The 19,723-nt window shown below is 67.0% G+C and carries 19 protein-coding genes; 9 read left to right on the forward strand and 10 right to left on the reverse strand.

The features are described from left to right. Window positions 1–13: 13 nt before the first annotated feature. The 5 genes from QXZ94_RS02275 (at window position 14) to cyoD (ending at window position 5,160) form a co-directional block, all read left to right on the forward strand. Entirely contained in the window at window positions 14–1,801 is a 1,788-nt protein-coding gene (locus QXZ94_RS02275) for a chloride channel protein (RefSeq protein WP_172111877.1), read from the forward strand. 84 nt (window positions 1,802–1,885) lie between these two features. Next, entirely contained in the window at window positions 1,886–3,205 is a 1,320-nt protein-coding gene (locus QXZ94_RS02280; RefSeq protein ID WP_409998727.1) for a PQQ-dependent sugar dehydrogenase, read from the forward strand. A 66-nt stretch (window positions 3,206–3,271) separates the two neighbouring features. Beyond that, window positions 3,272–4,105, forward strand: coding sequence for a cytochrome ubiquinol oxidase subunit II (locus QXZ94_RS02285; protein ID WP_315719054.1), 834 nt, complete (start codon window positions 3,272–3,274; stop codon window positions 4,103–4,105). A gap of 24 nt (window positions 4,106–4,129) precedes the next feature. After that, a complete protein-coding gene (gene cyoC, locus QXZ94_RS02290) occupies window positions 4,130–4,771 on the forward strand; it encodes a cytochrome o ubiquinol oxidase subunit III (RefSeq protein ID WP_315719055.1) in 642 nt (213 codons plus the stop codon). Next, window positions 4,768–5,160 carry a cytochrome o ubiquinol oxidase subunit IV gene (gene cyoD, locus QXZ94_RS02295; protein WP_315719056.1) on the forward strand — a complete coding sequence of 131 codons (393 nt, stop codon included), beginning with the start codon at window positions 4,768–4,770 and terminating at the stop codon, window positions 5,158–5,160. Before cyoC ends, cyoD begins: the two co-directional genes overlap by 4 nt. Window positions 5,161–5,359: 199 nt before the next feature. On the opposite strand, the gene QXZ94_RS02300 is transcribed toward cyoD, so the two are convergent. After that, entirely contained in the window at window positions 5,360–6,127 is a 768-nt protein-coding gene (locus QXZ94_RS02300) for a thermonuclease family protein (protein WP_315719057.1), read from the reverse strand. 152 nt (window positions 6,128–6,279) lie between these two features. Here QXZ94_RS02300 and QXZ94_RS02305 point away from each other — a divergent pair, with 152 nt between their 5' ends. The 3 genes from QXZ94_RS02305 to QXZ94_RS02315 all read left to right on the forward strand — a co-directional run bounded on the left by QXZ94_RS02305 (window position 6,280) and on the right by QXZ94_RS02315 (window position 10,946). Beyond that, window positions 6,280–7,314 (forward strand): S1C family serine protease, encoded by a 1,035-nt coding sequence (locus QXZ94_RS02305; RefSeq protein WP_315719058.1) that lies wholly within the window; start codon window positions 6,280–6,282, stop codon window positions 7,312–7,314. Window positions 7,315–8,530: 1,216 nt separating this feature from the next. After that, window positions 8,531–9,217, forward strand: a complete 687-nt coding sequence (locus QXZ94_RS02310) for an isochorismatase family cysteine hydrolase (protein ID WP_315719059.1) — start codon at window positions 8,531–8,533, stop codon at window positions 9,215–9,217. Between the two features lie 73 nt (window positions 9,218–9,290). Beyond that, window positions 9,291–10,946, forward strand: coding sequence for a regulator (locus QXZ94_RS02315; RefSeq protein ID WP_315719060.1), 1,656 nt, complete (start codon window positions 9,291–9,293; stop codon window positions 10,944–10,946). 261 nt (window positions 10,947–11,207) lie between these two features. Here QXZ94_RS02315 and QXZ94_RS02320 read toward each other — a convergent pair whose 3' ends face one another. The 3 genes from QXZ94_RS02320 to QXZ94_RS02330 all read right to left on the reverse strand — a co-directional run bounded on the left by QXZ94_RS02320 (window position 11,208) and on the right by QXZ94_RS02330 (window position 12,774). Further along, the gene (locus tag QXZ94_RS02320; RefSeq protein WP_172111886.1) at window positions 11,208–11,699 is read right to left on the reverse strand and encodes a TlpA family protein disulfide reductase; all 492 of its coding nucleotides are present in this window, start codon (window positions 11,697–11,699) and stop codon (window positions 11,208–11,210) included. 112 nt (window positions 11,700–11,811) lie between these two features. Next, window positions 11,812–12,279 (reverse strand): hypothetical protein, encoded by a 468-nt coding sequence (locus QXZ94_RS02325; RefSeq protein WP_315719061.1) that lies wholly within the window; start codon window positions 12,277–12,279, stop codon window positions 11,812–11,814. A 63-nt stretch (window positions 12,280–12,342) separates the two neighbouring features. After that, window positions 12,343–12,774, reverse strand: a complete 432-nt coding sequence (locus QXZ94_RS02330) for a DoxX family protein (RefSeq protein WP_315719062.1) — start codon at window positions 12,772–12,774, stop codon at window positions 12,343–12,345. Window positions 12,775–12,873: 99 nt separating this feature from the next. Between QXZ94_RS02330 and QXZ94_RS02335 the strand changes: the two genes are divergently transcribed. Further along, the gene (locus QXZ94_RS02335) at window positions 12,874–13,833 is read left to right on the forward strand and encodes a LysR family transcriptional regulator (RefSeq protein WP_315719063.1); all 960 of its coding nucleotides are present in this window, start codon (window positions 12,874–12,876) and stop codon (window positions 13,831–13,833) included. A gap of 353 nt (window positions 13,834–14,186) precedes the next feature. On the opposite strand, the gene soxA is transcribed toward QXZ94_RS02335, so the two are convergent. From soxA to QXZ94_RS02365, 6 genes are read right to left on the reverse strand one after another with little or no spacing between them, the layout of a single operon-like run. Continuing rightward, window positions 14,187–14,963 carry a sulfur oxidation c-type cytochrome SoxA gene (soxA, locus tag QXZ94_RS02340; RefSeq protein WP_315719064.1) on the reverse strand — a complete coding sequence of 259 codons (777 nt, stop codon included), beginning with the start codon at window positions 14,961–14,963 and terminating at the stop codon, window positions 14,187–14,189. Further along, entirely contained in the window at window positions 14,960–15,280 is a 321-nt protein-coding gene (gene soxZ, locus QXZ94_RS02345) for a thiosulfate oxidation carrier complex protein SoxZ (protein ID WP_315719065.1), read from the reverse strand. Before soxZ ends, soxA begins: the two co-directional genes overlap by 4 nt. Beyond that, window positions 15,280–15,768, reverse strand: a complete 489-nt coding sequence (locus QXZ94_RS02350; protein WP_315719066.1) for a SoxY-related AACIE arm protein — start codon at window positions 15,766–15,768, stop codon at window positions 15,280–15,282. Before QXZ94_RS02350 ends, soxZ begins: the two co-directional genes overlap by 1 nt. Window positions 15,769–15,774: 6 nt before the next feature. After that, entirely contained in the window at window positions 15,775–16,221 is a 447-nt protein-coding gene (gene soxX, locus QXZ94_RS02355) for a sulfur oxidation c-type cytochrome SoxX (RefSeq protein ID WP_315719067.1), read from the reverse strand. Then, entirely contained in the window at window positions 16,205–17,482 is a 1,278-nt protein-coding gene (locus tag QXZ94_RS02360; protein ID WP_315719068.1) for an NAD(P)/FAD-dependent oxidoreductase, read from the reverse strand. Before QXZ94_RS02360 ends, soxX begins: the two co-directional genes overlap by 17 nt. A gap of 55 nt (window positions 17,483–17,537) precedes the next feature. Beyond that, window positions 17,538–19,721 (reverse strand): xanthine dehydrogenase family protein molybdopterin-binding subunit, encoded by a 2,184-nt coding sequence (locus QXZ94_RS02365; protein ID WP_315719069.1) that lies wholly within the window; start codon window positions 19,719–19,721, stop codon window positions 17,538–17,540. Window positions 19,722–19,723 lie beyond the last annotated feature (2 nt).

The raw sequence follows: 19,723 nt of genomic DNA on the forward strand, positions 1-19,723 counted from the left end.
AGAAACGGCTCTCGTGCTCTCGACCCTGTCGCATATCATCGATCGCAAGGCCTCGAACCGGCTGGTCACGCGGCTGCGGGCACTGCTGCGCAGCAACGAGTTCTACCTGATACCGCTGGCGCTGGTGATCGGCGTCATGACGGGCGGAATCGTGACGGTGATGAGCCTGATCGCGCAGCTCGCCCATATGATCATCTACGGCATCCCGATCGACGTTCGGCTCAGCGCGAACGCCTGGGTCAACCCGGTGATTGCGCTGATCGCTCCGGCTCTCGGCGGCCTCGCGCTCGGCCTCATGGAGTGGCTGCGACGGCGCTGGAAGATCGCGCCTGCCGTCGACCCCGTCGAAGCCAATGCGCTGCGCGGCGGGCGGCTGTCGATGCGCGACAGCATCGTGGTGAGCGGCCAGACCCTGGTCTCCAACGGGTCCGGCGCCTCGGTGGGACTGGAGGCCGGCTATACCCAGATCGGCGCCGGTGTCGCCTCGCTGCTCGGACAGTATCTCACGCTTCGCCGCAACGATCTCCGCCTGATCCTCGGCTGCGGTGCGGCCGCGGCGATCGCGGCCGCGTTCGGCGCGCCGATCACCGGGGCGTTCTACGCCTGCGAGCTGATCGTCGGCGTCTACTCGGTCGGCAGCGCTGCTCCCATCCTGGCCGCCTCGCTGGCCGGCGCGCTGACCTCGCAGTACCTTGCAGGCGCGCCGTACTCGCTCGAGATTCAGAAGGTCGGTGCCGTCGGCTTCGAGCAATACATCGCGCTGTTCGTGCTGGCGCTGGTCGTCGCCGGCATCGGCATCATGGTGATGCGCGCCTCGCCCGCGGTGGAGCGGCTGTTCGTCCGCATTCCGGTCTGGCTGCGCCCGGTGATCGGCGGGGTGTGCGTCGGCGCCATGGCCATCGTGACGCCGCAGGTTCTGGCGGCCGGGCACGGTGCGATGCTGCTCGACCTGCACCGCGAGATGGCGCTTGGCATGATCGCCACCATCATCGTGCTGAAGCTCGCCGCCTGCCTGATCTCGCTGGCCTCGGGCTTCCGCGGCGGCCTGTTCTTCGCATCGCTGTTCATCGGCAGCCTGCTCGGCAAGCTGTTCGCGGGTCTGCTTGCGCTCGCAGGACACGGGCTCGCGCTCGATCCCATGGTGGCGATGCTGACGGGCATGGCCACGCTGGGGGTGGCCATCGTCGGCGGGCCGCTGACGATGTCGTTCCTGGTGCTGGAGATGACCCGCAGCGTCGACGTCACGGCCGTGGTGCTCGCCGCCTGCATCGTGACCTCGGTGTGCGTCCGCGTGCTGTTCGGGCACTCGTTCTCGACCTGGCGCCTGCATCTGCGCGGCGAGACCATCCGCAGCGCCAACGATGTCGGCTGGCTGCGCAATCTCACCGTCGAGCGTCTGATGCGCTCCGACGTCGCCAAGGTGCCGACCACGACGAGCATCGCCGCCTGCCGTCGCGAGTTCGCGCTGGGGACGCGCCAGGCGGTGGTGGTGGTGAACAACAGCGACGATTATTGCGGGCTGGTGTCGCTGCCCGATCTGTTCTCCGGCGAATTGGACTCCATCGCCGACGAGATCCAGGTGGTCGAGCTGGCGAAATATTTCGAGGTCGCGCTGTTGCCCGAAATGAACGTCAAGACGGCGATGAAGATCTTCGACGATTCCGGCGCCGAGGTGCTGGCGGTCCTGGAGTCGGAGAACAGCCGCAAAGTGATCGGCTTCCTGACCGAGTCGTTCGCGCGCCGCCGCTATGTCGAGGAGATCGACCAGGCGACGCGCGGCGTGCTCGGCGCGCTGTCGTGATCGCGTCACATCGCCGCGACACGTGATCTCCGGGCCGGGACCAGGGTAGGCTGCCGGCGGCTTGCGACGCGCGAGGACGGCATGATGAGACGGATGATTGCGGCCATGTTCGGCACGGTGCTCGCGAGCGCGGCTGCCGCCGAGCCTGCTGTGCTCAAGGGCAGGGACGCGTTTGGCAGCTGGCAGAGCGACACGCCCGGCACCATCAGGCTGATCCGTCCCGAGGACCTGCCCAAGCCCGGTGCGACAGCCTCGGCCGCCAACGTCTCGCGTGTGGTGCAGCGGCCGGCCTCGGCTGTGCCCCGGGTGTCCGACGGCTTCAAGATCGCCCTGTTCGCCGAAGGGCTGAGCGGGCCGCGCATCATCCGCACCGCGCCGAACGGCGACATCTTCGTCGCCGAGACCCGGGCAGGGCGTGTCCGCGTGCTGCGTCCCAGCGAGGACGGCAGCAAGGTGGTTGCGAGCGAGATCTTCGCCGACCGGCTCGGCCATCCCTTCGGCATCGCCTTCTATCCAAGTCGCGATCCGCAATGGGTCTATGTCGCCAGCACCGAGCGCGTCATGCGCTTTCCCTATCGTGCCGGCGACATGAAGGCGTCCGGTTCGTTGCAGGTGGTCGTCCCCGATTTGCCCGCCGGCTACGGCCATTCCACGCGCGATATCGTGTTCACCCGGGACGACAAGCGCATGCTGGTCTCGGTCGGCTCCGCCGGCAATGTCGGCGAAAATCTGGGCGAGCCGGCCGGCGGGCTGGCCGCCTGGATCAAGGCGCATCCGCTGGGCGCGGCCTGGGGCGGGGAGAGCGACCGCGCCGGCGTGCTGGCCTTCGATCCCGACGGCAAGAACCGGAGCCTGTTCGCGACCGGTATCCGCAACTGCGTCGGCCTCGCCATCCAGCCGGCGACGGGTGTGCCGTGGTGCTCGACCAATGAGCGCGACGGGCTTGGCGACGATCTCGTGCCGGACTATGTCACGCGCGTGAACGAGGGCAGCTTCTTTGGCTGGCCATGGTACTACATGGGCGACAACTCCGACCCCCGTCATGCCGGGGAGCGCCCGGACCTCAAGGGCAAGATCACGGTCCCCGACGTGCTGCTGCAGCCCCATTCGGCTTCGCTCGGGCTGACCTTCTATGACGGCACGCTGTTCCCGCCGGAGTATCGCGGTGACGCCTTTGCGGCCGAGCACGGCTCCTGGAACCGCTCGAAGCGCACCGGCTACAAGGTCATCCGCGTCCGGCTGAAGGACGGCGTGCCCACCGGCGAATACGAGGACTTCGTCACCGGCTTCGTCGTCAACGACCGCGAGGTCTGGGGCCGGCCGGTCGGCGTCACCGTCGCGCGCGACGGCAGCCTGCTGATCTCCGAGGATGGCAACGGCACGATCTGGCGCGTCAGCCGCTGAGCTTCCGGCGCAGGAACCTCCGCAGCCAAGAGTGGTTGGGAGCGGGGTTGAACGCCGGATGACCGCATGAACATCTTCGATCCGAAAGGACCGATCGCCGCCGCCCAGCAGACGATCCTGATCGACTCCGTCATCATCATGCTGGCGATCATCGTCCCGACCTCGATCGCCGTCCTCGCCTTCGCCTACTGGTTCCGCAGTTCCAACGGCAAGGCGCGCTACCGGCCCGACTTCGCCTATTCCGGCGCGGCCGAGCTCGTGGTGTGGTCGATCCCGGCGCTCACCGTGATCCTGCTCGGCGGCGTCGCCTGGATCGGCTCGCACGATCTCGATCCGGGCAAGCCGGTCGAAGGCACCGGGCTGCCTATCCGCATCCAGGCGGTCTCGCTCGACTGGAAGTGGTTGTTCATCTATCCCGACCAGCGCATCGCGACCGTCAACAGTCTCACGGTGCCGATCGGCGCGCCGCTGCGCTTCGAGCTCACCTCGGGCAGCGTCATGACCGCGTTCTTCATCCCGCAGCTCGGCGGCATGATCTACACCATGAACGGCATGGTGACGCGGCTCAACCTGCGTGGCGATCATGTCGGCACCTACAGGGGCCTCGCCTCGCATTTCAGCGGCGACGGCTTTCCCGACATGATGTTCGACACTCACGTCGTGTCGCAGCCCGACTTCTCCAACTGGGCCGCGAATACGGCCAAGACCGACCAAGTGCTGGACGAGGCGAGCTACACGCAGCTCGCGGTGCAATCCGTGGAGAAGACACCGAGGACGTACCGGCTCGCCGACCCCGGGCTGTTCGGCAAGATCGCCAGCCAGAAGATTCCGCCGGCGCCGGGACCGCAGCTCAGCGAGAACAAGTCGCGACCGGAAGGCGCAGCCTCTCATGCCCGCTGATCTGTTTGCAGCCGGAGTGCTCCGATGTCGGTGACCACCGTCGCGCAGGCGACTGCCTATGCCGATCCGCATCATCTGCGCGCCACCGAACATCCGGGGCCGGCGCCGAAGCGGATCGTGACCGGATTCGGCTTCTGGATCTTCCTGCTGTCCGACATCGTGATGTTCTCGTGCTTCTTCGCGAGCTTCGCGGTGCTGTCGGACGCGACGGCCGGCGGCCCAGGCGGTGCCGAGCTGTTCGATATCGGGAACGTCGCGATCGAGACCGGCTTGCTGCTGCTGTCGAGCTTCACCTGCGGCATGGCGAGCATCGCCGCCGACCGGCACAACCGGCTCTGGTTCCAGGTCGCGATGGCTGTCACCGGGCTGCTCGGCGCCGGCTTCCTGCTGCTGGAAGTGCGCGAGTTCGTGGAGCTGGTCGGACGCGGCGACGGACCGAGCCGCAGCGCCTTCCTCTCGGCGTTCTTCACCCTGGTCGGCTGCCATGGCCTGCACGTGGCCGCCGGCATTCTCTGGCTGCTGACCATGATGGCCCAGGTCGTGGCCAAGGGCTTTCGCGCCGACATCGAGCGCCGGATCCTGTGCTTTGCACTGTTCTGGCATGCGCTCGACATCATCTGGGTCGCGGTGTTCTCCGTGGTCTATCTGCTCGGGAGTGCGACATGACCGATCACGCCCAGGAATTCGACGATCGCGGCGATCTCGCGCCGGGCGAGCAGCAGCACGGCGATCTGCGCTCGCGCATCCTGTTCTACCTCGCCGGTCTCGGGCTTGCGGTGCTGCTGACGGCGACCTCGTTCTTCATCGCCGGGACCAACCTCGTCTGGCAGCCCTCGATCCCGGTGGCGCTGATCGTGCTGGCGATCGCGCAGATGGGCGTGCACCTCGTGTTCTTCCTGCACATCACGACAGGGCCGGACAACACCAACAACGTGCTGGCGCTCGCCTTCGGACTGCTGATCGTCCTGCTCGTCGTCGGCGGCTCGCTGTGGATCATGGCGAACCTCAACCACAACATGATGCCGATGGATCAGCTGATGCAGATGCAGCACTGACATCCTGCCGTTCTCCGGCCGTCGTGGTGAGGGCAGGGTAACTCGAAGTCTGTCCTGAGCCCCTGGATCGCTTCGCTTGCGCTCGCGATGACGGAGGCTGTCGAGCTCGGTGCCCGCCACGGCCGTCATTGCCAGCGCAGCGAAGCAATCCAGCGGCCGTACGAACGGTTCGGATTGCGCTGGCGCCAGCGCGTCTTCATCACTTTTTCGCCGCGCGGCAATTGAAGGCGCGGCGGAAGCCGGCGGCGCGGGCGTCGTCCTCGGAGCAGAACCAGCGGTCGGGCTCGGTGGTCGCGGGATAGCTCGGGCAGCCCTGCAGATGATAGATGCCGATGTTGCCGGTGACGCGGGCGCGTACCGCGAACTTGCCCTTGATGGTGCAGCCGGGCGGCGCGCTCGGCGCATCCGGGAACAGCACGGCGCGGATCTCGCGGTCGCGGTCGGCGCGGCAGGCCGAGCCGAGCAGGGCACCGTCCTTCTTGTCGGTGCGGAACTCGGCCGGTGCGACGAAGCAGCCTTTCCAGAGGCCGCGCAACGCCTCCCTGGCCGCCGTGACATCGTCCTTGGCGCGATATTTCGTGCCCGGGTCGGCGCTCACGGCATAGCCCGAGCGCGCGACCTGCTGGTTCAGGCTGACCTTGTCGCCGTCGATGGTGCACAGCCCGACCTTGCGGGTCTTCAGCGGCTTGTCCGGACCGAGATCGTCGCAGCGCACCGAGCGTCCGCCAATCAGCTTGCCGAGCTGCTCGCGCGCCTCGACGCCGCAGCTCCAGGGGTCGGCGCGGTCGTCGATGCACAGCTGATCGACCTCGGGTGCATCGATGCCGTCCAGTCGATACACGACGTCGCCGAGCTGGATCGTGTCACCGCTGCGCACCGTGGCGCTCGCAGCCAGCGCAGCCCCGGTCATGCCGGCCCCGATGACGATGGCTCCGCACAACGACAATAGCCGGTCTCGCAGCCGCATGGTTCCTCCCGCAATCACAATCATGAAATATCCGATTGAAGTCCTATCACATCGAGCATGAGTCTCGCCAAGGGCCGCCGGGTTCGGCACGAATGCCCCGTCTTGCACTGGAGCGGCCAGCTACCCATCTGACGTTACGAAGGAATTACATCATGCTGGATTTCACCTCCGATGTCGCCGGCGACGCCCTGTCGCCGGCGCAAGCGTCTTCTGCCGTCCCCGTCGATGACCGGGTGCTGCTCGACGCCTACTCCAACGCCGTCATCGACGTCACCGAGCGCGTCGGCCCCGCCGTCGTGCGCGTCGAGACCGGCCCCAAAGCAGGCTCCCGTGCCGAGCGCGGCGGCCTCGGCTCCGGCATCGTGATCTCGCCGGATGGACTGGTGCTGACCAACAGCCATGTCGTCGGCGCCTCCAAGGCCATCCGGCTGCGCGATGCCGAGGGGATCGTCACCGATGCGCAGGTGCTGGGCGTCGATCCGGACACGGATCTCGCGCTGCTGCGCGCCAACCATGCGCGCGATCTGCGCTACGCGTCGCTCGGCAATTCGAAGAGCCTGCGGCGCGGGCAGCTCGTGGTCGCGATCGGCAATCCGCTGGGCTTCGAGTCGACCGTCACGGCCGGCGTCGTCTCCGCGCTGGGCCGCTCGATCCGCTCGGTGTCGGGCCGGATGATCGAGGACGTCATCCAGACCGATGCCGCGCTCAACCCCGGCAATTCCGGTGGCGCGCTGGTGTCGTCGGCCGCCGAGGTGATCGGCATCAACACCGCCATCATCCAGGGCGCGCAGGGCATCTGCTTCGCGGTCGCCAGCAACACCGCGCAGTTCGTGCTGTCGGAGATCATCCGCCACGGCTATGTCCGCCGCGCCTATATCGGCGTGTCCGGCCAGACCGCGCCGGTGCCGCGGCGTCATGCCGTGCTCGCCGGCGTCGAGAACAAGATGGGCGCGCTCTTGATGCAGATCGAGCCGGACGGGCCGGCGGCACGCGCCGGCCTGTTGCCGGGCGACGTCGTGATCAAGCTCGACGGCGTCGACATCAACGGCGTCGACGATCTGATCCGCGTCCTCGACCGCGATCGCATCGGCCGCACGGTGGCGATGGACGTGCTGCGGCTGGGCAGACTGCGCGGCATCGACATCCATCCGGTGGAGCGCAAGCCGGCGGCGCGGCAGGCATCGTGATCGTCTTGGGACGCTGAGCTCAACCCGCAAACACCGCCGTCGTCCCCGCGAAAGCGGGGACCCATACCCCCAGAGAGCGGTTTGAGGCAGTCTGGTCATTGGCTTTTTGCCCAACACATCTGCTGCGGAGTATGGGTCCCGGATCGGCGCCGTGACGCGCTGGCGCGACGCGGCTTGTCCGGGACGACGGCGGTGGTTTTGGCGGCGATACGGGTCAAGCGGCGATGAGCATGGCATCTCGTTCTCGCGGCTGATGACGCCCGAGTTGTTCGCTTCGTTCGTCCCTCACAAACATGCAGAGGGCGCAGGGAATGCCGGGTGACAGCCTCACCCATGGCCCGCCTGCGAAAAAAATGCAGGCGGCAGGTACCACAGGCAAAGCCGAAACGCGCCGGCATTCCCTGCGCGATGGTCTTCACGCTTATACGCAGTCTCCCTGGTGCGCCGGCTTGTTGGCCACCATGCCGCGACAAGGCTTGCGCATTGCGCGGGTGATACCAGCTTCGGGGTATCAGGACGCTGCGACTTCACGTCCGCGATCGATCGTTCGTCCGCGCCCTCGTCAAGAAGACGCTGCGATCTCTCGCGGCCACCGCATCCCCGCCTCGCGTGTCGTGACGATCGCGCGCTACGCCCCTTCTGCTCGAGGCGGGATGCGCGGAGATGATCATGATTTCCGAAAAATAGCAAGTAGATTATTTTTATCGGAATTTGATGCGGGTTGACGGAGAGGCCGACCATGTGAGGGGAGGCCTGCTTTGCTGGTCCATTTGCTTGCCGCCGGGACGCTGCACGACGATGGCAATATCTCTCCTCCGTCATTCCGGGGCGTGCGTAGCACGAGCCCGGAATCCATCTCTCCGCTTGGTCCGTGGCCCAATGATTCCGGGCTCGCCCTGCGGGCGCCCCGGAATGACACCGTTGCTGTCGCGCCGGACCCGGCTCAATCCAGAAATCACGGATGAACGCACCGTCTCATCTTTGACTGACGGCGATGCATCTCGGTGATCGTTGCATGCAATGGCGGCCCAATAAATGGGCTGAGTTTCGCGTTGAACGAGCCTGCTCAGCAAGCGGGCAACGTCGAAGATCTGATCAACCTATTGAATGAGTTCGTACTTCGCGATCGCCGTCGTCGTCTGCCCAATTGTACACAATGGCATAGCGCTTGCTTCGTCTCCTGCGACGCATTCTCGCGGGGAGGCACGCGGCGACAATGGCGAACCCAGCTGCATCGGCAACCGCAACGATCACGGCCGAGCCGGAGCCGATCACGCTCGATCTGTCCAAGACCGCGCTCGTCATCATCGACATGCAGCGCGACTTCATGGAGCCGGGCGGCTTCGGCGAGACGTTGGGCAACGACGTCTCGCAACTCGCCCGCGCGGTCGAGCCGATCGCCAGTGTGCTGGCGGCGGCCCGCAAGACCGGGATGCTGGTGATCCATACGCGCGAAGGCCACGAGCCTGATCTCTCCGACGCGCCGCCGGCGAAGGTCGAGCGCGGCGCACCGTCGTTGCGCATCGGCGATCCCGGGCCGATGGGCCGCATCCTCATCCGCGGCGAGGCCGGGCACGACATCATTCCCGCGCTCTATCCCACGGACGGCGAGGTGGTGATCGACAAGCCGGGCAAGGGCGCATTCTACGCCACCGAGATGGGCGAGGTCCTGAAGCAGCACGGCATCGAAAACCTGCTGGTGTGCGGCGTCACCACCGAGGTCTGCGTCAACACGACCGTGCGCGAGGCGAATGACCGCGGCTACCGCTGCGTCGTCATCTCCGATGGCTGCGCATCCTACTTCCCGGAATTCCACGAGATGGGCCTGAAGATGATCAAGGCCCAGGGCGGCATCTTCGGCTGGGTCGCGGACTCCGCCGCGGTGCTGAAGGCCATGGTCTGAGAGACGACCGGAAAGATCTGAGACAGATGAGTTCGATCATGTAGTCGCTGACGGCAAACAGGGGAGCAAGGCGATGAGCGGAAGCGGGACGGCAAGCTCGGTCAAGGCGGATTTCAAGCCGGTGCTCTGGACACCCGGAGACTGGAACGCGTTCTTCGGTTTCGGCACCAACATCCTCGTCAACATGCTCGTCCTCACCGGGCTCCTGCGCTTCGTGCTGAAGATGCCGGACAGCCTGGTATTCGGCCGCATCCTGCCGGCGCTCGGCCTGATGATGTGCCTGTCGACTCTCTACTACGCGTTCCTCGCATATCGGCTGGCGCAGAAGACCGGACGGACCGACGTCTGCGCGCTGCCCTCCGGCGTCAGCGTGCCGCACATGTTCATCGTCACCTTCGTGATCATGCTGCCGATCACGCTCAAGACCGGCGATCCCTTGAAAGGCTGGTCGGCCGGCCTCGTCTGGGTGTTCTTCCAGAGCTTCATCCTGATGATCGGCGGCTTCATCGCGCCCTACATCCGCAAGATCACGCCGCGCGCCGCGCTGCTCGGCACGCTCGCCGGCGTGTCCGTCACCTTCATCTCGATGCGGCCGGCGCTGGAGATGTACATGACGCCGCAGATCGGGCTGGTGTGCTTTGCGATCATTCTCGTCAGCTGGTTCGGCGGCGTGAAATATCCGAAGGGATTGCCGGCTGGTCTGGTCGCGATCGCGGTCGGCATGATCATCGCCTGGGGCTCCAATTTGTTCGGCCTCGGGCTCGGCGGTCTCAGCGTCAAGGGCGTCGGCGATGCCTTTGCGAGCTTCGGCTTCTCGGTGCCGCTGCCGGCGTTCGGCGCGGTGTTCTCAGGATTCGAATATCTGGGGATCATCCTGGTCACCGCGATCCCGTTCGGCATCTACGACCTCGTCGAGGCCATGGACAATGTCGAGAGCGCGGAGGCCGCGGGCGACGAATATCCGACCACGCGGGTGCTGACGGCCGACGGCGTCGTCAGCCTGATCGGCTGCCTGATGGGCAATCCGTTCATCAACGCGGTCTATATCGGCCATCCCGGCTGGAAGGCGATGGGCGGCCGCATCGGCTACTCCGCGGCGACCGGCCTGATGGTGATCGTGCTGTCCTGGCTCGGCATCATCTCGGTGCTGCTGGCCTTGGTGCCGGTGGTCGCGATCTCGCCGATCCTGCTCTACATCGGCATGCTGATCGGGGCGCAGGCGTTCCAGACCACGCCGGTCAAGCACGCTCCGGCGATCGTGCTCGCCTTCACGCCGCATCTGGCCGCCTGGGCCAAGCTGCAGATCGACACCATGCTGGCCTCGACGGTCACCGCGGCGCAGAGCGTCGGCGGCCTTGCGGCCGACAAGGTCGATGCGGTGAAGACCGCGGCGATCGCGGCGCTGCCGCAGCAGGGCGTGCTGTATCACGGGCTCGAGGTGATGGGCGGCGGCTCGATCCTCGCCGGTCTCGTGCTCGGCGCTATCGGCGTGTTCGTGATCGAGCGCGACTTCACCAAGGCGGCGGCGTTCGCGCTGGCCGGCGCGGTGATGACCTATTTCGGCTTCATGCACGGCGAGGCGGTCGGCATCGGCGGCGGCTTCGGCGTGACGCCGGCTGTGGCGCTGGCCTATGTCGTGGTGGCCGGCGGGCTGTTCTGGCTCGGACGGCTCGGCATGTCCGAGAGCTACGTGCCGCATGCCGACATGCACGCGGCGCCGGCGGAGTAGGTGCTGGAACGATACGACCTGTGCCGGCTAGGCTCCGTCATTCCGGGGCGATCGTGCATGCGCAGGCGCGCAGCGGCTGCGCATGGACGATCGAACCCGGAATCTCGATATGGCGGAGAACCGCTGCCATGACCAGCGCAAGACAAGCTCGAGATTCCGGGTTCAAGGCCTGCCGGCCTTGCCCCGGAATGACGTCGTGGTGATGCAGACGCCGACACCAACAGAGACCAACGTCTGCAGGCGACCCCTGTATTTCCAAGGTCACGCCGGTGGACGATCGAGATAGTAGTGCAGCAGCGCCTGGCCCGGCTCCGACAGCCACTCGGCCGCGCCCGTCACGTAGCCCTCGAGCAAGCCGCTGGTGCCGACCAGATAGGTGATCGGCATCGCCGGAGTGGCGAAGATCGAGGCCTCGGCATTGACCGGATTGGTCGCCTGCGCATGCGGGTCGGCGAAGGAGAAGCGGGGCATCGCGATCGCCTCCGCATAGCGGCGGATCGTCCTGATGTCGCGGCGGTCGGTGCAGATGGTCCAGACATCGAGCGCCGGCAGGCGCATGCGCTCTAGCGCGGCCAGCGTCGGCAGATCGGTCTTGCAGGCCGCGCACCAAGTGGCCCAGAGATTGATCAGCGTGACGTGGCCGGGCTTCGGCGCGAGCGTGACGTCCTTGCCGCTCATCTCCTGAAGCTTCAGCGGGGGCAGTGGATTGCGCGGCCGTTCGACGATGAACTGGCTGCGGCCGCTGCGAAACATCGGCGGGCTCGGATCATCGGCAGCCGCACGGACAGCCGGAGACGATCCGAGGAGGGTGGTCGCAGCTCCCAGCAGAGCTGCGCGGCGCGTGAGCGCGCTCGCAGACGCAGGGCTAGCCATGGACATAGGCCCAGCCCTTGCGCTGCAGCTCGACGACGCGGCCGATGCCGAACGGCACCAGCCTGGCGCCGTCGATCAGCTGGATCGTCAGGTTTTCCCGGCTCTCCGCGATCGATTTCGACGATGCGCACATGCTGAACACGACGGTCGGAATCATCTGGCGCACCGTGGCGAGCGGCTCCTTGAGCGGGGATTTGTCAGCGCGAAATACGTCAATGCCAAGGCCGTTGGCGACCACCTCGATCGGCGGCACAGCCTGTCCCTTGCCGGTGAAATACCGCGACAGATTGCCCGAATAGCTGATCGCGTGGCCCATCACATGCGGGTCGTTGCGATCGATCAGAATGACGATGCCGGCGCGAGGCTGGGCGACGGCCGGCACGGCGGGGGCTGGAGCGCCGAGGGCCGTCGCGCCAGCGAGGAAGCCGCGGCGCGACACCGGTGCAACAGGTTCGCTCATGGCCTTCCTCCGTGTCGCGAGCGAGTGACGGCCCTGACCTAGCCGGGGCCGTCGGTTGTCGGCTTAGCCGCGCGGCGCGATCGGCGCCTTGCCGTTGCGGCCCCACAGCACGAACAGCGACAGCGCCAGCAGCACGATGTTCAGCGGCGTCACCGCGGCCTCGCCGCGCGAGAGATGGAAGGCGAGGGCGAACACCTGCAGGGTGGCGCAGCCGAGGGCGGCCAGCACGGTCAGGCGCGGCATGATGCGGGTCAGCGACGGCAGCAGGATGCCGAGGCCGCCGGCCAGATCGATCAGGCCGATGATGCGGACGAAGGTCGCGGAATGATCGCCGGTCCACGGCATCATCTGCGACAGCTCCGGGATTGGCGTGAACAGCTTTGTCACGCCGGCGAAGGCGAACAGGGCGAAGAGCAGGGCCTGGGCGGTCCACAGGCCGATGCGCAGCGCCAGGGAGGGCTGGAGCGGAAGGTCGTTGGTTGTCGTCGCGGACATCAGGGGTCTCCGAGATTGAATCCTGACGCTCACATTGATGATTTCATCCGGATTGATCATTATGCTTGCCGTTGAAGCATTGTTTCCTCTGGGTTGATGATGGATACGCTCGTCAGTATTCGGGTATTCTGCCAGGTCGCCGAGCTCAAGAGCTTCGCGGCCGCGGCCGACCGCCTGAGCCTGTCGCCGGCGATGGCCTCCAAGCACGTGATGCAATTGGAGCAGCGGCTGTCGACGCGGCTGCTCAACCGCACCAGCCGGCGGGTCGGCCTCACCGAGGCCGGCCAGGTCTATTTCGATCAGGTGCGTCCGATGCTCGATCAGCTCGACGAGGCCGAGGCCGTCGTCAGCAAGGCCACGGTGATCCCGCGCGGCACCTTGAAGGTCAGCGCGCCGGTGTGGTTCGCCAATCCGCTGTTTGCCGGCACGCTCGCGGCCTACCGCGCGCGCTACCCGGACGTCGTGATCGATCTCGATCTCAGCGGTCGGCTGGTGAACCTGGTCGAGGAGGGGTTCGATCTCGCGCTGCGCGTCTCGGCGACACCCGGAGATGGACTGATCGCCCGGCCGCTGGCTCCGGTGCTGATGCAGCTCGTGGCGTCGCCGCGTTATCTCGCCGCGGCAGGGCGGCCGAAATCGGTGGCCGATCTCAACGGCCACGCGATGCTGAAATATGCGCTGTATCCGCTGCGGACGGTCACCGTGTCCGGTCCCGAGGGCGAGGTGGCGCTGACGTTCAAGGACGTGCTGATCAGCGGCAACGAGACCCTGCTGCATCATGCCGCCGTCGCCGGGATGGGCATGGCGGTGCTGCCGCGCTGGCTGATGGCGGACGATCTCGCGAGCGGCCGGCTCGAACCGGTGCTGCCGGACGCGATGACCATCAAGGCGCCGCTGATGGCCGTCTACCCCAGCCGCAAATATCTCTCTGCGAAAGTGCGCACCTTCATCGACTTCATCGCCGCCGATCCCCTGATGAAGCAGGCCTCGGAGGGACCGCCGCCGGTGATCGACGCGACGGCGGCGGGCGGGAGGAAGAGGCGGAACGTGGGGGCGTGAGGAGAGGGAGGATGTTTGTCCGGGTGATCCGAGCTGATGACTGCCCCTGCCATAGGAGTTGTCGCCGCGTAACCGGTGCGCTCCCTCTCCCCGTTCTTACGGGGAGAGGGTCGGGGTGAGGGCAGCCGCACGGGCGGTGCAGATTCTGAGATCTGTTCCAGACGGAACATATACTAGGTAGTACTTTCGCTAGCAGCGCGGAGTCGACGTGCCCGTCCGATGGGCCGCATTCTGAGCTACTTATGTGCCATGCCCCTCACCCGGATTGCTGCGCAATCCGACCTCTCCCCGCAAAGGGCGGGGAGAGGTTGAAGCGCCCGCGCTGATAGCGGCTTCTGCTCAGAAGCACTAGCTCAAGGCCTTACGGCCGGGGCGTCCATCGTCATGCCCCGCGCGCGCGACATCAGATACAGCTCCAGCGCGATCATGTCGGGCGCGTCGAAGTCGAAGGCCTGCGCGCGCACGCCGGTCATGCAGCCGCGCAGGCGGCGTTGCAGCGAGCCCATGCCTTGCCACTCCAGGCGGTAGATCGGATAGCCGGTCGGTTGCCCCTGGGTGATGGAAGATCCCGCGAGATGCTTGTCCCAATTGTCGTCGTGGCAATTGGCGCAGGCGAGGTTGAGCTGGCCCTGGCGCTGAACGAACAGGTCGCGGCCGCGCGCGACGAACGGCGACAGCCGCGGATCGTCCCCGGCCTTGATCGGCATGCCGCGCGACTGCCTGGCGATCAGCGCCGTCAGCGCGAGCAGTTCGCGGCTCTCAGGCGCAAAGGCCGCCGCCTCCTGATGCTGCCTGCGGCAGAGATTGACGCGCTGGCCGAGATCGACCGGCGCGGTGCTGGCGGCATTGAAGGCGGGATACCGGGCCGCCACGCCCTTCATGCTGACGTCGACCGCGCCATGGCAATCGCTGCAGGATTTGCTGGCGGCGCCGGCGCTGGTCGTCCACAGCGTCTCCCCGTCGAGCACCGACAGCATCGCGGGATTGGTGGTGTCGTCGTCCTGCATCGCCTTGGTCTCCGGCGACATGAAGTCATAGCCGGAGCGGCGGTCAGCGGTCGCGATCTCGCCGGCCAGCGCGGGCAGCGCTGCGCCGAGCAGAGCCACAGCGAGGAGGGCGCGCGGCCTCATTCGACCGTGATCACTGCCGACGCGGTGGCGACGAAGCCGTTGTCGCCGATCCACTCGAAGTCGAACTTGCCGCTCTCGCTCGCGGTGGTGAAGAACGACAGGAACGGGTTGGCGGCGATGGCCGGATAGAGATCGGCGCGGAAGATTTCGGCGCCGTTGAACCTGCAGGTGAAGCTGGTGATGATGTCGCGCGGCACGACCTCGCCGGCGGCGGTGTGACGATAGCCGGGCTCCATGACGTGGCTCATCAAGGTCTTGATCTCGATGACCGCGCCGCGCCTGGCCTTGGGCGGCACGTTGACGAGGGCTGTGGGCATCACGGCATCTCCTCGGTGCAGGCGGCGAGCGTGACGATGACGTCGACGGTCGCCGACCAGAACGAGCCGTCGGAGAGTTTTGCGATCGCGACCACCTTCTGCGTGTCGGCGAGCCGGATCCGGGCCGTGACCTGGGCGCGGCCGGCGCTCGGCGCGAGGAAAAAGTTCGCGACGTTCGGCTGCGGGTTCTTCTCGTTGAAGACGTGGATGCTCTTCACGAAGCTGTCGGGCGTCATCGGATGATCGACGCTGACCGTCATCGGCACGGTGTTGCCGTTCTCGACCAGCGGCGGGATGTCGAGCCGGACTTTTCCGACGGTCACCTTGGCTTCGCCGACGAGGTTGCGGATCGCGGACGACAGCATCGCCGGCGTGGCCTGCGCGGGGCGAACGGTGACGAGCGGCAGCGCGCCCGCGACAGCGGCGGTTCTGGCCAGTTGCAGCAGATGGCGGCGAGACAGGGAAAGCGGGGCGATCATGCTGTCCATATGGGCTCACTCGCGCAGGGTCGCGAGATAGGCGACGATGTCTTCGATCTGCTCCGCTGACAGGATCGGCTTGTCGCGCCAGGCGGAGCCGACGCGCGTCAGGCCGTCGGCGCGGTAGTAGGACGGCATGATCGTATCCGGATTGAGCCTGGAGGCATCGACCAGCCGCAACCGCAGCTGCGCGGGCGCGGAACGGCTGCCCGCGCCCGTGAGGCTCGGCGCCAGATCGCCCTGGAAGCGTGCCTCCGGAAACGGACCGGAATGACAGAGGATGCAGGTCGAGCTGCGCGCGAGCACCAGCGCGCGGCCGCGCGTGGAATCGCCGGGCAGGCCGGTGAGCGAGTCCGGGATGCCGTCGCCGACGATCGTCGTGGATTTCAGCGCCTGCGCAGCGGCGGTCGCGGGCAGGGCGGCGAGGATCAACAGGACGAGCCGGCTAGCCAAAGGCATCATGGGTCAAGGCCTCGAACCAACTCGTTGCCTCCTCGGCCTCCGATGCGCGCGTCGCGCGCGGCGCGTCGATGGGGCTGCTGTGCCCGCCCTCGACTTCGGCGAACAGGTCGCCCTTGGGCTGATACAGGCCCGACAGCGAGAACGCGTAGTCCGGCGCGACCAGGCTGTAGCAGATGCCCGTCAGCGGCGGCCGCTCGACCTGTCGTCCCATCAGGTCGCGCGCGATCACCGCCGCGCACGTCTTGCCCTGCGCCTGCGCGGCGCCGGCCGATTTCGGAATGCCGCCGCCGAGGCAGGCATCGCCGATCACGTGGACATCGGCCAGCAGCTTCGAGGCGAAGGTTGCCGCGTCGATTGGGCACCAGCCGGTGCGGTCGGCCGCGCCGGCGAGCGAGGCGATGCGGCCGGCCTTCTGCGGCGGGATGATGTTGGCGACGTCGGGCGTGTAATTGCCGAACTCGGTGATGACGGTGCGGCTCGCCACGTCGACGCCGGTGACGCGGCCGCCCTGCGAGAGCGGAATGCGCTCGATCATGCCCGGGTAGAGATCCTTCCATGCCTGCTCGAACAGCCTCTGCTGCGAGAAGCCGTCCTTGGCGTCGAGGATCAGCACCTTCGACTTCGGCTTGGTCGCCATCAGATGGTGCGCGATCAGGCTGGCGCGCTCGTAGGGCGCCGGTGGGCAGCGCGAGGGATTGGCGGGGACGGCGATCGCCACGGTGCCGCCGTCCGGCATCGCCGCGATCTGCCGGCGCAGCAGCAGGGTCTGCTCGCCGGCCTTGTAGGCGTGCGGCATCGCCATCGACGCGGCTTCGTCATAGCCCTGCAGCGCCGTGACGTCGATGTCGATGCCCGGCGCCAGCACCAGGCGGTCATAGGCGATGGTGGCGCCGTCGGCGAGCGTGACCTTGTGCGCCGGCGCATCGATCGCCGTGGCCGCCTGCAGCACGACGCGGACGCCCTCGGCGGCGATCCTGTCGTAGCCGAACTGCTGCGCATGGATGTCGCGCAGGCCGGCGATCACCTCATTGCTCAGGGGGCACGAGGTGAATGTCCTGTTGGCCTCGACGAGCGTGACATCGAGCCTGGCATCGGCCGCGTGCAATGCGCGGGCACAGCTCGCGCCGCCAAAACCGCCGCCGATCACGACGACGCGGGCCGCGGCTTGCGCGCGCAGCACGGCAGGGGCGGCGATCATCGCGACGCTTGCCGCGATCAGGCCGCCGACCTCTCTGCGCGTGCGCGATCGGGTGAACGTCATGGGTTCAGACTAGCACGGCGGCGGCCATTGCTGCGAACGGCCGCCGCCGCGTCTCTCATGCGAAGGTGATGTTCTGGTCGCGCAGCGGCACCGAGTGGATGCGCTTGCCGGTGGCGGCGAAGAACGCGTTCAGCACGGCAGGCGCGGCGACGCCGATGGTCGGCTCGCCGACACCGCCCCAGAAGCCGCCGCTCGGGATCATGATCGCTTCCACCTTCGGCATCTCGGCGATGCGCATCGAGTTGTAGCTGTCGAAATTGGTCTGCTCGATCCGGCCGTCCTTCACCGTACAGCCGCCATAGAACAGCGCCGACAGGCCATAGACGAACGAGCCTGCGATCTGCCTCTCGACCTGTGCGGGGTTGACGACGTAGCCCGGATCGGTCGAGGCGACGATGCGATGGATCTTGATCTTGCTGCCGTCGATCACCGAGATCTCGGCCGCGCCGGCGACGTAGCTGCCATAGCCGTGCAGCTGCGCCAGCCCGCGATAGACGCCTTCCGGCGCCGGCGTGCCCCAGCCGATCTTCTCGGCCACGGCGTTGAGCACCGCGAGATGCTTCGGGGTCTTGCTCATCAGCTTGCGGCGGAATTCCAGCGGGTCCTGGCCGACGGCGTTGGCGAGCTCATCCATGAAGCATTCGAGATAGATCGCGTTCTGGTTCACGTTGACGCCGCGCCAGAAGCCCGGATTGATGTGCGGGTTGCGCATCGAGTGTTCGATCAGCAAATTCGGCACGGAATAGCCGATCGTCGCCTCGCCCGAGGGCGCCAGCCCCTGGAAGGTCGCGGGGTCCTTGCCGTTGACCAGCGCGTCGGGGCGCAGGCTGAACAGGATCGACTGGCCGGAGATGCGCATGTGCAGCGCGGTCAGGTTGTTGTCGGCGTCGAAGCCGCCGGTCAGCTTGCACTGCGTGATCGGGTGATAGCGGCCATGCGTCATGTCCTCCTCGCGCGACCAGATCAGCTTGACCGGCGTGCCCGGCATTTCCTTCGCGATCTTCACCGCCTGGCGGACGTAATCGGTCTGGCCGCGCCGGCCAAAGCCGCCGCCGAGGATCAGCTTGTGCACCTCGCATTTGTCGGCCGGCAGGCCCGACGCCTCCAGCACCGCCGCGAACGCCGCCTCGCCGTTCTGCGTGCCGCACCACACCTCGCAACGCTCGGGCGTGTAGAGCGCGGTCGCGTTCATCGGCTCCATCGTGGCGTGGTTCTGATAGGGATAGTTGTAGGTAGCCTCGACCTTCTTCACCGCGCTCGCCAGCGCCGCCTTGGCGTCGCCATTCTCGTTGCCGACGAAGGCCGGACCGGAGTCCAGGCCCTCGGCCAGCCATTTGCCGATCGACTCCGACGAGACTTTTGCATTCGGACCTTCGTCCCACACGATCGGCAGCGCATCGAGCGCGGTCTTGGCGTGCCACCAGGTGTCGGCGACCACGGCGACCGCGGTGCCGTCGATCGCGATCACCTTCTTGACGCCCTTCATGCCGGCGATCTTGGCCTCGTCATAGCTCTTGAGCTTGCCGCCGGTGACCGGGCAGTCCTTGATCGCGGCGTTGAGCATGTTCGGCAGCTTGATGTCGGCGCCATAGATCATCGCGCCCGTGACCTTGTCGGCGGTGTCGAGCCGCTTCACGCCCTTGCCGATCAGGGTCCAGTCCTTCGGATCCTTCAGCTTGACGTCGGCAGGCGGCGTGAGCTTCGCAGCGGCCTCCGCGACCTTGCCGTAGGTGGTGGTCTTGCCCGAGGCCTTGTGGGTAATGACGCTGTTGGCGGCGGTGCATTCGGCGACCGGCACCTTCCACGCGTCGGCGGCGGCCTGGATCAGCATCATGCGCGCGGCGGCGCCGCCCTTGCGGACATAGTCCTGCGACGAGCGGATGCCGCGGCTGCCGCCGGTGGAGAAATCGCCCCACACACGCTTGCGCGCGACGTTCTGGCCGGGCGTCGGATATTCGGTCGTGACCTTGCTCCAGTCGCAGGCGAGTTCTTCCGCGACGAGCTGGGCGAGACCGGTCAGCGAGCCCTGGCCCATCTCGGAGCGGGCGATGCGGATCACCACGGTGTCATCAGGCCGTATCACGACCCAGGCGTTGACCTCGGGCGAGCCATCGGCGGCGCGAACCACCTGCGGGCCGCCGAAGGGGATGTCGAGCCCGAGCGCGAGGCCGCCGCCGAGCGCGGCGGTGCCGATGACGAAGGAGCGGCGGTTGAGGCGCGGCGTCACGTGCTGGTTCATGC

The sequence above is a fragment of the Bradyrhizobium sp. SZCCHNS2022 genome (assembly GCF_032377575.1).
In the GTDB taxonomy this organism is placed as follows: Bacteria; Pseudomonadota; Alphaproteobacteria; order Rhizobiales; family Xanthobacteraceae; genus Bradyrhizobium; species Bradyrhizobium aeschynomenes.

Excerpts from the sequence above, each read along its gene's own strand:
- QXZ94_RS02280 (WP_409998727.1), top strand. The coding sequence starts at position 1,886 with ATGAGACGGATGATTGCGGCCATGTTCGGCACGGTGCTCGCGAGCGCG.
- QXZ94_RS02285 (WP_315719054.1), top strand. The coding sequence starts at position 3,272 with ATGAACATCTTCGATCCGAAAGGACCGATCGCCGCCGCCCAGCAGACG.
- cyoC (WP_315719055.1), top strand. The coding sequence starts at position 4,130 with ATGTCGGTGACCACCGTCGCGCAGGCGACTGCCTATGCCGATCCGCAT.
- cyoD (WP_315719056.1), top strand. The coding sequence starts at position 4,768 with ATGACCGATCACGCCCAGGAATTCGACGATCGCGGCGATCTCGCGCCG.
- QXZ94_RS02300 (WP_315719057.1), bottom strand. The coding sequence starts at position 6,127 with ATGCGGCTGCGAGACCGGCTATTGTCGTTGTGCGGAGCCATCGTCATC.
- QXZ94_RS02305 (WP_315719058.1), top strand. The coding sequence starts at position 6,280 with ATGCTGGATTTCACCTCCGATGTCGCCGGCGACGCCCTGTCGCCGGCG.
- QXZ94_RS02310 (WP_315719059.1), top strand. The coding sequence starts at position 8,531 with ATGGCGAACCCAGCTGCATCGGCAACCGCAACGATCACGGCCGAGCCG.
- QXZ94_RS02315 (WP_315719060.1), top strand. The coding sequence starts at position 9,291 with ATGAGCGGAAGCGGGACGGCAAGCTCGGTCAAGGCGGATTTCAAGCCG.
- QXZ94_RS02320 (WP_172111886.1), bottom strand. The coding sequence starts at position 11,699 with ATGTTTCGCAGCGGCCGCAGCCAGTTCATCGTCGAACGGCCGCGCAAT.
- QXZ94_RS02325 (WP_315719061.1), bottom strand. The coding sequence starts at position 12,279 with ATGAGCGAACCTGTTGCACCGGTGTCGCGCCGCGGCTTCCTCGCTGGC.
- QXZ94_RS02330 (WP_315719062.1), bottom strand. The coding sequence starts at position 12,774 with ATGTCCGCGACGACAACCAACGACCTTCCGCTCCAGCCCTCCCTGGCG.
- QXZ94_RS02335 (WP_315719063.1), top strand. The coding sequence starts at position 12,874 with ATGGATACGCTCGTCAGTATTCGGGTATTCTGCCAGGTCGCCGAGCTC.
- soxA (WP_315719064.1), bottom strand. The coding sequence starts at position 14,963 with ATGAGGCCGCGCGCCCTCCTCGCTGTGGCTCTGCTCGGCGCAGCGCTG.
- soxZ (WP_315719065.1), bottom strand. The coding sequence starts at position 15,280 with ATGCCCACAGCCCTCGTCAACGTGCCGCCCAAGGCCAGGCGCGGCGCG.
- QXZ94_RS02350 (WP_315719066.1), bottom strand. The coding sequence starts at position 15,768 with ATGGACAGCATGATCGCCCCGCTTTCCCTGTCTCGCCGCCATCTGCTG.
- soxX (WP_315719067.1), bottom strand. The coding sequence starts at position 16,221 with ATGATGCCTTTGGCTAGCCGGCTCGTCCTGTTGATCCTCGCCGCCCTG.
- QXZ94_RS02360 (WP_315719068.1), bottom strand. The coding sequence starts at position 17,482 with ATGACGTTCACCCGATCGCGCACGCGCAGAGAGGTCGGCGGCCTGATC.
- QXZ94_RS02365 (WP_315719069.1), bottom strand. The coding sequence starts at position 19,721 with ATGAACCAGCACGTGACGCCGCGCCTCAACCGCCGCTCCTTCGTCATC.